This is a genomic window from Halobellus sp. LT62, assembly GCF_037031285.1.
Lineage (GTDB): Archaea > Halobacteriota > Halobacteria > Halobacteriales > Haloferacaceae > Haloquadratum > Haloquadratum salinisoli.
This window is the reverse complement of the sequence record NZ_JAYEZO010000001.1, coordinates 1,511,314-1,525,100: the sequence shown is the minus strand read 5'-3', so window position 1 is coordinate 1,525,100 and position 13,787 is coordinate 1,511,314. Positions and strand designations below refer to the sequence as shown.

Sequence of the window (13,787 nt, the reverse complement as noted above, 5' to 3'; positions counted from 1 at the left end):
AATCCAGACGGACACCCTTCGAGAGAGTATCGAGATGACGAATAGTACGACGAGGCGCGCGTTAGTCCTCTTGGCGGCGATATTTATGATCACGTCGCCGATGGCGGGACTCGCCGGTGCGTCGGCCGCGACCGGCACACACGACGGCGACGTGCGCGCGACAGACATCAACGACGGGACGCTGACCGCGGCCCAAGTAGACGACACAACCGCGGCAGGGGCGGTGATCGCCCGCGTAAACGCGGGAGGCGACACCGTCGCGGCGGACAGCGGCCCCGACTGGACGGGCGAGTGGGAGCAGTACCACTCCGGTAGCACCTCCACGTTCAACACCGGCGACTCGATCTCGCTGGACGCCTCAGTTCCGGCTGACACGCCCGAAAGCGCGTTCCAGTCGGAAGTGTACGGCGAACAGGAGTGGACGTTCTCCGACGGCGTCGAGAGCGGCCAGACGTACGAGGTCCGCCTCTACTTCGCGGAGATCTACCAGACCGCCGACGGTGAGCGGGTCTTCGACGCCACCGTCGATGGCGAGCAGGTGCTCGACGGCTACGACATCCACGCTGACGTCGGTCACGACGTCGGCGTGCTGAAGTCTTCCACCGTCACGCCCGACGACGGCGAGATCGACATCGATCTCACGAACGTCGAGGACAACGCGAAGATCAGCGCGATCGAGATCGTCGAGTCCGAGCCCGAGCCCGACACGCTCGGCGGCCCGTCCGCCGTCGACTTCGGTAGCGTGCTCGTCGACGACACCGAAACAGAGTCGGTCACGCTGACGAACCTCGGCGGCGACGGCGACGCCGACATCACGATCGACGACGTCTCGGTCTCCGGGGACAGCGCGTTCTCCGCGGGATCGGCGTCGCAGACGACGCTCGTCCCCGGCGAGTCCGCGGACGTCCCCGTGACGTTCGCGCCCGAGGACGCCGAGTCGGCATCGGGAACGCTCGAAGTCGATCACTCGGGGAGCAACTCCCCGCTGAGCGTCGATCTCTCCGGAGCGGGAACGAGCACGGCGGAAGTCGGTTTCGGCAAGAGCAGCCTGCAGGGCTTCGGTGAGGGCGCGCTGACGGCGCTTGAATTCGGTCCGGACGACCGGCTCTACGTCGCCCAGCAGAGCGGAATGGTGTACGCGCTGAACGTTACCCGCGAGGGCGAGAACGACTACAGCGTCGAATCGCAGGAGTCGATCGACCTTATCCAAGATATTCCGAACCACGACGACTTCGGGACCTACGTCCCCGGCGAGACTAACCGCCAGATCACCGGCCTGACGGTCGGCGGGACGGCGGCGGAGCCGGTCGTGTACGTCTCCTCCAGCGACCCGACAATCGACGTCGGAGAAGACGACGACGACACCGACACTAACTCGGGGTCGATCTCCCGGCTTACGTTCGACTGGGGTAGCGGAGACACCCTCAACGGCGTCGAGCACGACGTGATGGTGCTCGGGCTGCCGCGCTCGGAGGAGAACCACGCGACGAACGGACTCGATCTGGCCGACGACGGCGAGACGCTGTACGTCGCACAGGGCGGTCACACCAACCAGGGAGCGCCGAGTAACAACTTCGGCCACACGGCCGAGTACGCGCTGTCGGCGGCCGTCCTCGAAATCGATCTGGCACAGATCGAGCAGAACTACCAAGCGAAGGATCTGCAGGACTACGACAGCAGCTATCCGAGCCTCGACTTCCTGTATGCGATCCCGACGATCCAGAACGACGACGGCACGGAGGGTGACGACCTGCCCTTCGGCGGCAACGACGGCATCAACCAGGCCAAGTGGGTCGAGGACGGTCCGGTGCAGGTCTACTCGACCGGATACCGGAACCCCTACGACCTCGTGCTCTCCGAAGGCGATCAGCTCTATGTCATCGACAACGGTCCCAACGGCGGCTGGGGCGGCCAGCCCGTCAACGAGGGGCCGAGCGGAATCTGTACGAACGAGCCGAACGATCCCGGCGGCGGCTCCGGTGACCAGCTCCACCTCGCGACCGAGGACTCCTACGGCGGTCACCCCGCGCCGATCCGGGCGAACCCGACCGGTGCTGACATCTACGACGCCGACGGGAACGTCATCTTCGACATCAACGAGTCGAACAGCCCCGTTCCCGCCTCGGAAGTGAACCCGATCGAGTGCGACTACCAAGACCCCTCCGAGGACAACTCCCTCGGTGACACGTTCGGCTGGACCGGCGGAATGGACGAGTACACCGCCTCGAACTTCGGCGGTTCGATGCAGGGCGACTTGCTCGTCGTCGTCGGCTCCAGTTCGGTCGAGCGCGTCCAACTCGACGCCGGCGGAACGAGCGTCACCGATCAGGAGAGCAACTTCTTCAGCGACCTCAGCGCGCTGGGAATCGCCGCACAGGGCGACGACGGTCCCTTCCCGGGAACCGTCTGGACCGCCCGCGGTGATCTCACCGTGTTCGAGCCGAACGACTACGACAGCGACGGAACCGATCCGGTGTGTACCGGTGCCGACGACGCGTCGCTCGACGAGGACGGCGACGGCTACGACAACGCCGACGAGATCGATGCCGGCACGGATCCGTGCTCGGCCGCCTCGACGCCCCCCGACTTCGACGACGACGGCACATCGAACCTGAACGATCCCGACGACGACAACGACGGACAGCCCGACACGAGCGATCACTTCGCCGTGGATCCCGACGACGGTACGTCGACGACCCTGCCGATCCAGATGGACTTCTCGGAGACGCAACTGTTCGGCGAGAACGGTCAGGGCTGGACCGGCCTGATGACGAACGGTGAGACCGATTATCAGGACCTCTACGATCCCGACCAGCTGACGGTCGGCGGCGCGGCGCAGGTCCTCACGGTCGAAGACGTGCCGACCGGTGACGCGACGAACAACGACCAGCAGTACGCGTTCCAGCGCGGATTCGACGCGCCCGAGGAGCCGTTCACGGTCTCGACGACGGTGAACGGTCTCCCCGAAGATCCCACGAACTACCAGGGTGCGGGGATCCACATCGGCAACGGCGATCAGGACAACTACCTGAAACTCATCACCGCCGCGAACGGCGGCAGCGGCGGCATCCAGTTCGCCGGCGAGACCGACGGGAACTTCCAGAACGTCGAACAGCCGGACGATCCGGCCGTCGCGGGCTCCGACAGCGACACCGACCTCCAAATGACGGTGTACCCGAGCAACAACACCGTCGAGGCGTACTACACGCCCGAGGACGGCGAGCAGACGTTCGTCGGCTCGACGACGATCCCCGAATCGTGGCTCAACAGTTCGGACACCGGTACCGCGGTGGGCGTCATCTCGACGTCCTACCAAGCCGGTTCGACGTTCGACGCCACGTGGACGAACCTCGACGTCGAGTACGTGAACGCGCCGGAGAACCAGCCGCCGGAGGCCGACGCGGGCGCTGACGTCACTGTCGACGCGGGCCAACAGGTCACGCTCGACGCCTCGGGATCGACCGATCCCGACGGCGACGATAGCGCGCTCGGTTACACGTGGACGCAGACCGCCGGAACCCCCGACGGGCTGCTCGATATGAGCGACGGCGAGCAGGTGTCGTTCACCGCGCCCGACGTCGAGTCGGAAACGACGTTCACCTTCCAAGTCAGCGTCTCCGACGGGCAGGACAGCGACACCGACACGGTCGACGTGACGGTCCAGCCGACGGACGACGGTCCGGGTGAACCGACCGACGGCGATCTGACTATCACCCAATCGGTGGCGATGGGCGGCGAGAACGACTCGCTGATCGAGAACTCCGAGATCCAGCAGGCGACCAACTGGTGGGCCACCGGAAGCGACGTGCCGAACACCGGCGAACAGACCATCGGCAACTCCGAGATCCAGACGCTCGTCAATATGTGGGCGACCGAAGCAGTCGTCGAGCAAGATGGTGACGGCGGCAACGAGACGACCGGCTCGGCGTCCGTCGAGATCACGCCCGATTCGGGCGTCGAAGCGTCCACCTACGGCGGTGGCTCCTTCGAGGTAACGAACACCGGCGACCAGCAGATAACGTCTGTCACCTTCGACCTCTCGTCGTCGGCGATGCCCGACGTGGTGTTCGACCCCGACGGGACCGCCGGCGACCAGGCCGCGAAGGGACTGAACATCGACTCGGAGTCGGGTGACGGCGTCGGCGTCGTCAGCGTCGACGACGATGACGTGTTCAGCCAGCCGCACAACGGCGTGAACGGCTCCGACGGCTACGACGTGATGACCGTCGAGTTCGACGACTTCGACCCCGGTGAGTCGGTGTCGTTCTCGGCGGACAACGATCCGACGAGCATCAAGGCCGCGACCATCGGCTCCCAAGAGGCCGGCCCGATCTCCGGTCTCGAACTCGTCCGCTCGACGGTGAGCGCCGAATACGCCGACGGAGGGGTCCAAGAGACCCAGCTGTTCGGTGATGGCAGCGCGGGCGGCGTCCAAGCGACGCTCGACGAGTCGGTCCCAGCGGCACCGAGCATCGACGTGCAGAACGTCGACCTCGACGACGGCGCGCTCCGCGACCACCACAGCGCGGCCACCGTTGGCGAGGCCGACCAGACCGTGACCGTCACGGGCGAACCCGGCGAGACTGCCACGCTGCTGCACTTCGAGGCCGAACTCGAACTGAGCAACGTCCCCGAGTACGACGGCACGCCCGGCTACGACATCGAGGCCTACGAGGCCAACAAGATCGAGCAGGTGAACTACGAGACGGTCACGCTCGACTCGAACGGCGAGGCCGACGTGCCCGTCACGCTTCTCAACTCGACCGAAGTCGGCGGCTACAACTACTTCGTGGCGACCCAGGGAGAGCCCGGTTCCGACACCGGTCTCGACTCGAACGCGGTCGTCCTGAAGTACGACGAGAGCGCCGGTGACGGCGACGGCGAGCCCGATCAGCCGGGTGACGTCGTCTTCGCGGTGAACGGCGGCGGCGACGAGTACACGGCTTCGGACGGTACCGTCTACCAAGCCGACACCAACTTCGACGGCGGCAGCACCTACAGCACGACGGAGCCGATCGACGGGACGACGGACGACGCGTTGTACCAGACGGAGCGCTACGGCGGCGCGCCCGACTCCGAACCGCTGAGTTACGACGTCCCGCTCGATGACGGCGAGTACGAGGTCACTCTCCACTTCGCCGAGATTTACCAAGGCGTCGCCGACAGCGATTCGCCCGACTCGACCGGGCCGGACGACGGCACGAACGAGAACGACCGGCTGTTCAACGTGAGCGTCGAAGACGAGCAGGTACTCACGAACTACGACCTCTTCGCCGAGGTCGGTCCGCTGACGGCGACCGAGGAGACGTTCACGGCCGAGATCACCGACGGCGAACTGAACCTCGACTTCGCGGCGACCTACGACAACGCGAAGATCAGCGCGATCGAGGTCTCTGAGGCGGACGCGGACGGTGGCTCCGGTGACGCCACCGCCTCTGCAGACTTCGCGGTCAACGAGAACAGCGGCATCGACGCGAGCACGTTCAACGGCGGCTCCTTCGAGATCACCAACACCGGCGATCAGGAGATCACCTCCGTCACCTACGATCTGAGTTCCGCGGCGTTCCCCGACGTGGTCTTCGACCCGCAGGGAACCGCGGGCGACGCGGGTGCGAAGGGCTTCACGCCGGACAGCGGCGAGAGCGCGGTCGACCCATCGGGGTCGTTCGCCGCGCCGCATAACGACCAAGACGGCGACGACGGGTACGACGAACTGGTCATCGACTTCGCCGACTTCGAGAGCGGCGAGACGTTCGCGTTCTCGACGGACATCGACCCGACGAGTATCAAGAACGCGGACGGGACCGGGGCAGCCGGCTCCGTCTCCGGACTGGAACTCGCGGGCGCGACCGTGACCGTCGAGTACGCCGACGGGTCCACACAGACCACGAGTCTGTTCGGTGACGGAAGCAGCGGCGGCTCACAGGCCGCTGCGACTGAGAGCGTCCCGACTGCGCCGACCCTCGGAGCCCAAGACGTCTCACTCGACGACGGCGATCTCGACGCGCGCCACAGCGCAGCGACGGTCTCCGAGGCCAGCCAGACAGTCACGGTCTCCGGACAGCCCGGCGCGACCGTGGAACTCCTCCACGTGGAGGGACAACTCGAACTCGCTAACCAGGCAGACGGGTACGATCTCGAAGCCTACGAGGCGAATACGGCCGAAAACGTCGACTACCAGACGGTCCAGCTCGACTCGAACGGCGAGGCGACGGTCGACGTCACTCTCACCAACACGTCGTCCAGCGGCGCTGAGGGCGGCTTCAACTACTTCGTCGCGGCCGAGCAGGACGAGAGCGGAAACACCGGCGAAACGTCGAACGCGGTGGTATTGAAGTACGACGAGAGTGCCGGCGACGGCGACGATCCGCAACCCGCGCAGGTCCTCCACCGCGTGAACGCCGGTGAGAGCACGACCGTCTCCGCGACTGACGACGGCCCCGACTGGACTGGCGTCGCCGACACGAGTTCGACGTACCTCGTGTCGGTCGCGAGTTCCAGCGCCGATAACTACTGCGGCGGCGACGCGGTCTCGCCGGACGGAACCGTGCCCGAATCGACGCCCGACGGGGTCTGGAACTGCGAGCGGTACGGGAACTCCACGTGGGAGTTCGACGTCGACTCCGGCGCGACGGTCGACGTTCGGCTCTACTTCGCCAACTCGTTCTCCGGGGCCTCAGAACCCGGCGACCGGCAGTTCAACGTCTCCATCGAGGACGATCAAGTGCTGACGCAGTACGACCCCGTGGCCGACGCCGGTCACGCGACGGGGACGATGGAGGAGTTCACGGCGACCGAGAACGGCGACGGCACGATCACGATCGACTTCGAGAAAGGAGAGGCCGAGAATGCGGAGATCAGAGCCATCGAGATCATCGAATCGGAGGACGGCTCCCAGTAGGGGCGACGACCGATGACTGAATCAGCCGCGCGTCCCGTCGCCGCTCACACGCTGTCGACCCCGGTGGTCGACGCCGCTAGCGACGCGGTCGACGCCGTTCGCGACGACGACGGACACACTCTGCGACGCGGCCACCGTATCGAACGACGACCGACCCCACGGCGACAACGAAACCTAAGCACACGAAACTAAACGATGAACGACACAGTACACGGATATCTCAGACAGTCGATCGCGGCGCTCGTCGCGCTCACGATCGTCCTCTCGGTCTTCGGACCAGTTGGGACGGTGGCGGCCGATCCGAGTGTCTCGATCGAGCAGACAGCAGACAACACGACGGTCAATTCCGGCGATACGGTGACCATCACGACGACGCTGACAACGGAGGACGTTAACGGTCCGCTCGTCGAGTTGGAGTTCCCGGACGGTTGGGAAGGCACGGTGACTGACTCGGACGGTGGAACTGCGAGTCCGCAGGACAATACTGGCAACGCTCTTCCGTCGAACTCCCCGTCGGTCCTGTGGCTCAGTTCGGGGACCTACGAGGTCACGACCGAGCTACAGGTGCCGGAAGACGCGGCCCCCGGCGAGTACGCGATCTCGGCGACGGGATCCGGCGTGGACCCGACCGACGATGACGCCGTCGCGAACGAGGACGACGAGATAGCTTCAACAGAGACGACCATCACCGTCGAAGATCCTGACCAGAATGAGGATCCCTCGGCGTCCTTCACCGCGAGTCCGTCCTCGCCCGAAGCGGGTGAGACGGTCTCCTTCGACGCGTCCGGATCCAGTGACGCGGACGGCTCGATCGCCTCCTACGCGTGGGACTTCGGCGACGGCGAGACCGACAGCGGTGAGTCGCCGACACACGAATACGACTCGGCAGGTGACTACACGGTCGAACTGACCGTCACCGACGACGACGGCGCGACCGACACGACGACGCAGACCGTCTCCGTGAGCGCGCCGCCGCAGCCTGATCCGGCGAGCTTCCAGCTCTCGGCACTCGATATCGAGTCGCCGGTCGAGCAGGGGAGCGACGCCGAAGTGACCGCGACAGTCGAGAACGTCGGCGACGAGTCCGGCACGCAAACGGTCGCGCTCGACGTCGACGGCAGCGAAGTCGACAGTCAGTCCGTCACGCTCGACGGCGACGCGAGCCAGCAGGTGAGCTTCGACGTCGATACCAGCGGTCTCTCGGTGGGCGATCACGACGTGACGCTCTCGACCGACGACGACAGCGCGACCGGCACGCTCGCCGTGACCGAGCAGCCCCCGGAGAATCAGGATCCCACGGCGGCGTTCAGTTCGTCACCCGCGGACCCGGAAACGGGTGAGACGGTGACGTTCGACGCCTCGGCGTCGACGGATTCCGACGGCTCGATCGCGAGCTACGAGTGGGACTTCGGCGACGGTGAAACGGCTACCGGTGAGACAGCCACGAACGCGTACGACTCGGCAGGTGACTACACGGTCGAACTGACCGTCACCGACGACGACGGCGCGACCGACACGGTCACCGAGACCGTGACGGTCAGTGAGCCCTCGGAGCCCGAACCCGGACTGTCGACGGCGGTGTCGCTGTCACCCGATGACGAACTCGTCGCGGTGAACGGCTCGACGACGTTCGACGTGGTCGTCGAGAACGCCGACGGCGGCGTCGGCGCGTACAGCCTCGGCGTCTCGGTCGACGACACGTCGACCGCGACGATCTCCGAGATGTCGGCCGACGGCCCGCTCTCGGACGTCCAAGTCGCGGGCGACGGGAGTTCGGCGAGCGCCGACGTGGCGCTGCTCGATACCGACGACACCGGCTCCGTGACCGTCGCGACCGTGACCGTCGACGGCGAGTCCGACGGCGCGACCGACCTCGCGCTCGATGTCTCCAGTCTCGGCACCGAGTCCGGCGAGCCGTACGAGGTCACGGAGACCAACGGCGCGTCGCTCAGTGTCTCCGAGCTCGTGGTCGGCGCGTCCGAACAACCCGCGCAGGACCCCGACAACGACGGCGTCTACGAGGACGTGAACGGTGACGGCACCGTCGACGAACTGGACGTCCAGCTCCTGTTCGCCGAGCGGGACAGCGGCGTCGTCCAAGACTCGTCCGACGCCTTCGACTTCAACGGCGACGGCGAGTTCGACATTCTCGACGTGCAGACGCTCTACTACGAGGAGGTCGCCTGATCGACGATGGCCGCGGCTACGACCCGACGTCGAAATCGATTCGCGGCGTGCGCGCTTGCGCTCGTCGTGATCCTTGCCGGGGCGGTCAGCGTCGCGGCCGCCGCCGACACGACCGATCTCGGCGTCTCTCCGGAAGCCGACACCCTCGATTCGGGAGCGACCACTGAGGTCGACGTGATCGTCGAGAACGCCGACGATGGCGTCGGCGCGATCAACGCGACCGTCACGCTCTCGAACCCGGACGTGGCGTCCATCGAGGACGTGACGATCCACGGCGATCCCGGCCTCGACAACGTCACCGAACGCGACGACGGCGTCGACGTCAGCGCCGCACTCGTGGACACCGACGACACGGGGCGCGTCACGGTTCTGACGCTCGTCGTCCGCGGCGAATCGGCCGGGGAGACGGCGATCGACGTGAATATGCGCGCGTTGGGCGATGAAGACGGTGCCGCCTACACAGTAGCGGACGCCGAGCGACCGACGCTCACGGTCGATGACGCATCGTCGTCGAACGATTCGGACTCCTCGGATTCGAATTCGGTCGAGGAACCCGTCGATGACAGCGAGGACGACAGTGGTGCCGACGATAGCGGTGACGCCGCCGACGAGTCGTCCACAGGTGGGAGCAGTGAATCGAGCGGTGACGACGATTCCGATGCCTCCACCGGCAGCGGCGACGGCCCCGCCGAAGCGATCCCCGAGGAACTAGAGAGCGGGGGGAACGAGCTCTCGACGGACCGCTTCTCGACTCTGTACGGTCCCGCTGGCCTTCTCGGAATCGTCGCTATCGGCGCGCTCGCGATCTACCGCTTCCGGTAACCACCTCGGCACTCCGCTTTCGGTAGCGACGTCGGCACTCCGTTTCCGGCGACGTCGGCTCTCTCACTCTCGTCTTCATTCTTGTCGGAGATCCAACTCACGACTTGGTTTTATTACCCGCTGCGACCATTGCTGACTATGTCCCGTGCCGACGACTCGTCAACCGTCGGGGCGTTGCCGGCACTCGGGATCACGCTGATCTACGCCGTCGTGAGCGGTGGATGGATCGCTTTTTCGGACCGCCTGTTGGCGTCGATGGTCTCTGATCCCGGTCTGTACACGCAGTTGCAGACCGGGAAAGGGTGGGCGTTCGTCGCCGCCTCGTCGGCGTTGATGTACTTTCTCATCTCCCGACGAGAGGCCGAATTGGCCGAGCAGAACAGCCAGTTAGAGCGGGCGCTCCAGCAAATTTCGATCCTCCACCGGATTCTCCGGCACAACCTCCGGAACTCGTGTAACGTCATCAACGGGAACTTGGGACTGCTGCGGGAGCGCGAGGGCATCGAAGACGACCGATCCGCCGAGGCGATCGAGACGCACGTCGACGAGTTAGTCCGACTGAGCGAGAAATCCCACCTACTCCGAGATATCGTTCTCGACGGTGTCGGTTCAGTCAACACGATCGATCTGTCCTCGCTCCTTCGAGAGCGGATCAGAGCCTTCGAAGCCGATCATCCGGACGTCGTCGTCGACGCTGATCTGCCGGAAAAATGCCCCGTTCGAGCGCACAACCGCCTCGCGTACGGCATCGACGAACTGTTCGAGAACGCCGTCAAGCACAACGACTCGGCGCAACCGAAAGTCTGGGTGTCGATCCGTTCTGATGTCGACGAAACAGTCGACCTCGATATCGCCGACAACGGCCCCGGCGTTCCGGAAATCGAACGTGAGGTCGTCGAAAAGGGGGAAGAAAAGCCGCTGTTTCACTCCCAAGGGATCGGCCTCTGGGTCGCGCGAGCGGCCGTCGTCGAATCCGGCGGCGAGATCCGGTTCGTGGACAACGAACCGCGGGGATCCATCGCGCGGATCACGCTCCCGAAGGCGTCGCGGACCTGAGTCGCGGCGGCGTCGCAGAATCATTCGGGGCGGCGCGCAAGCGTGAGTTTATAGGTGATCGCGGGGGGAGAGAGAGTATGGAACTCTTCGGGACCGCCGGGATTCGCGGCTCCGCGCGAGAGCGGGTGACGCCGGAGCTCGCCCTCTCTGTCGGGCGCGCGGTCGCCACTGACGCGGTCGAAGCGGCGGGAACGGAAGGCACGGTGGACAGTGACCCCGACGCGGCGGTCGTGGTCGGTCGCGACGGGCGAACGACCGGACCGGCGCTCGCGGCGGCCGTGGAGGCGGGCGTCGAGTCGGCGGGCGCGGACGTTCGGCGCGTCGGCGCGGTACCGACCCCCGCGCTGGCGTTCGCCTCGCAGGGGCGATTCGGCGTGATGCTGACGGCCTCGCACAACCCGCCGACCGACAACGGGATCAAGGTGTTCGTCGACGGCGAGGAGTACGACCGCGAGCGAGAGCGGGGCGTCGAAACCCGCGTCGACGCCGGACAGCGACCGACCGAGTGGGACGAGTGGGGCGGGTCGGAGTCGCTCGATGTCCTCTCGCCGTACCGCGCGGCCGTCGTCGACTACGCCGAATCGTTCGGCGCGGACGCGACGGGACTGGACGTCGCGGTCGACTTGGGGAACGGAATGGGCGCGCTCGGCACGCCGCAGACGCTCCGCGAACTCGGTGCGCGCGTGGTCACCCTCAACGGCCAAGTCGACGGCCACTTCCCCGGCCGGGAGTCGAAACCGACGCCCGAGTCGCTCTCGGATCTGCGGGCCTTCGTCGCGGACGGAGCCTTCGACTTCGGGATCGGTCACGACGGCGACGCCGACCGGATCGTGATCGTCGACGCCGACGGCGATGTCGTCCACGAGGACACCGTCGTCGCAATCCTGGCCTCACACTTCGTGCGCGCGTCCGAGGCGGACGATCCGGTGGTCGTGACGACGCCGAACGCCTCGGGTCGGATCGACGAGCGCGTTCGCGACGCGGGCGGGCGCGTCGAGCGCGTTCGCCTCGGGGCGCTGCACGAGGGAATCGCCTCGGCCCGAGCGAGCGGCGGCGACGTGGTCTTCGCCGCGGAGCCGTGGAAACACATCCACCCCGCACACGGCGGCTGGATCGACGGTATCGCCTCGGCGGCCGTGCTGACGCGACTCGTCGCAGCGGAGGGACTCGACGGGCTTCGAGAGCCGGTCACCGAACGCCCGTACCGGAAAGTGAGCGTCGACTGCCCGGACGGTCGGAAGCCTGACGTGATGACGCGGCTGGAAACGTCGCTTCCGGAGGCCTATCCGGAGGCGAGCGTCGACACCGAGTACGGCGTCCGACTGGAGTTCGAGGGCGGGTCGTGGACGCTCGTTCGACCCTCCGGGACGGAACCGTACGTCCGCGTGTACGCCGAGGCCGACGACGTCGACGCGTTCGTCGCCGACGTCTCGGAGGTCGTCGAAGCGGCCGTCGAGGACGCAGAGCACTGACGAGGCCATCGACGTGGTCGCCGTGTCTCCAGCGTGACCAAGTTTGCGACACGCTATCGAATACCTGTCCACTTTTTTCAGTCGAGGATCGCGGGTGCACAGCCCAAAGCGACGATTTTATGCACATCTCACTACCAGGTGTTCTATAGGTGTCCACAGCTATGGATAGACGTACATTCGTGAAGGCGACTGGTGTGGCGGGAATTGCCGGATTGGCGGGCTGCAGTGGGGGGCCCTCCGGTGGCGACGGCGGCGACAGCTCCGGAGATTCCGGCGGCGACAGCGACTCCGGCGGCTCCGAGACAGAGCAGACGACGACCGAGGGGGAAAGCGGCCCGGCGGCCAACATCGGGATGGTCTACGCGACGGGCGGCCTCGGCGACGGGTCGTTCAACGACCAAGCCCAGCAGGGTGCGCTGCAGGCCGAAGAAGAGCTCGACATCTCCTTCAACGAGGCTCAGCCCGACGAGGTCTCGCAGTTCAGTTCGTTCCAGCAGCAGTTCGCGCAGTCGACGGATCCGAACTACGATCTCGTCTGCTGCATCGGCTTCCTGCAGACGGACGCGCTGACGGAAAACGCCGAGTCCTACCCCGATCAGGACTTCATGCTCGTCGACTCCGTCGTCGAAGCCTCGAACGTCGACAACTACGTGTTCGCCGAGCACGAGGGGTCGTACCTCGCCGGCCTGATGGCCAGCCTGCTCACGACGCGGGACTTCTCGGCCGGTGCCGGGTCGACCGAGGGCGACTCGACGAACCTCGGGTTCGTCGGCGGCGTCGAGTCCGATCTGATCCAGAAGTTCGAGGCCGGGTTCGTCGCGGGCGCACAGGCCGGCAGCGACGACGTCGACGTCAGTACGAACTACACGGGAAGCTTCAACGACCCCGCGGCGGGGAAAGAGGCCGCCACGGCGATGTACAACAGCGGCGCTGACATCGTCTACCACGCGGCCGGAAACACCGGCACGGGCGTCTTCCAAGCCGCCCAAGAGCAGGGCAAGTTCGCGATCGGCGTCGACCGCGACCAGTCGGTCACGAAGCCCTCCTACAGCGACGTCATCCTCGCGAGTATGTCCAAACGCGTCGACACGGCCGTCTACAACTCCATCGAGTCGGTCGTCGAGGGTAACTTCGAGGGCGGTGACATCATCACCCTCGGACTCGAACAGAACGGGGTCGAACTCGTTTGGGGCGACGAGCTCGGTTCGGAGATCCCCGACGACGTCACCGAGGAAGTCGCGACCGCACGCGAGGACATCATCGCGGGCGACATCGACGTTCCCGACTCGCCCGAGTAAGGTAGTCGGCGGCAGATCGGAGCGCTGACTGTTCGTGAGGGCGAGATCCGC

The 13,787-nt window shown here is 66.1% G+C and carries 6 protein-coding genes; all 6 read left to right on the top strand.

Annotated features, from left to right (window positions below):
* The first annotated feature begins 34 nt into the window (after positions 1-34).
* The 6 genes from U5919_RS07480 (at position 35) to U5919_RS07455 (ending at position 13,736) form a co-directional block, all read left to right on the top strand.
* Entirely contained in the window at positions 35-6,901 is a 6,867-nt protein-coding gene (locus U5919_RS07480) for a malectin domain-containing carbohydrate-binding protein (RefSeq protein ID WP_336023214.1), read from the top strand.
* A gap of 195 nt (positions 6,902-7,096) precedes the next feature.
* Positions 7,097-9,088 carry a PKD domain-containing protein gene (locus U5919_RS07475; RefSeq protein ID WP_336023213.1) on the top strand — a complete coding sequence of 664 codons (1,992 nt, stop codon included), beginning with the start codon at positions 7,097-7,099 and terminating at the stop codon, positions 9,086-9,088.
* A 6-nt stretch (positions 9,089-9,094) separates the two neighbouring features.
* Positions 9,095-9,910 (top strand): hypothetical protein, encoded by an 816-nt coding sequence (locus tag U5919_RS07470; protein WP_336023211.1) that lies wholly within the window; start codon positions 9,095-9,097, stop codon positions 9,908-9,910.
* A gap of 138 nt (positions 9,911-10,048) precedes the next feature.
* The gene (locus U5919_RS07465; protein ID WP_336023210.1) at positions 10,049-10,966 is read left to right on the top strand and encodes a sensor histidine kinase; all 918 of its coding nucleotides are present in this window, start codon (positions 10,049-10,051) and stop codon (positions 10,964-10,966) included.
* A gap of 77 nt (positions 10,967-11,043) precedes the next feature.
* Positions 11,044-12,438, top strand: a complete 1,395-nt coding sequence (locus U5919_RS07460) for a phosphopentomutase/phosphoglucosamine mutase (protein ID WP_336023209.1) — start codon at positions 11,044-11,046, stop codon at positions 12,436-12,438.
* A gap of 161 nt (positions 12,439-12,599) precedes the next feature.
* Entirely contained in the window at positions 12,600-13,736 is a 1,137-nt protein-coding gene (locus U5919_RS07455; RefSeq protein WP_336023207.1) for a BMP family lipoprotein, read from the top strand.
* The last annotated feature ends 51 nt before the right edge of the window (positions 13,737-13,787 follow it).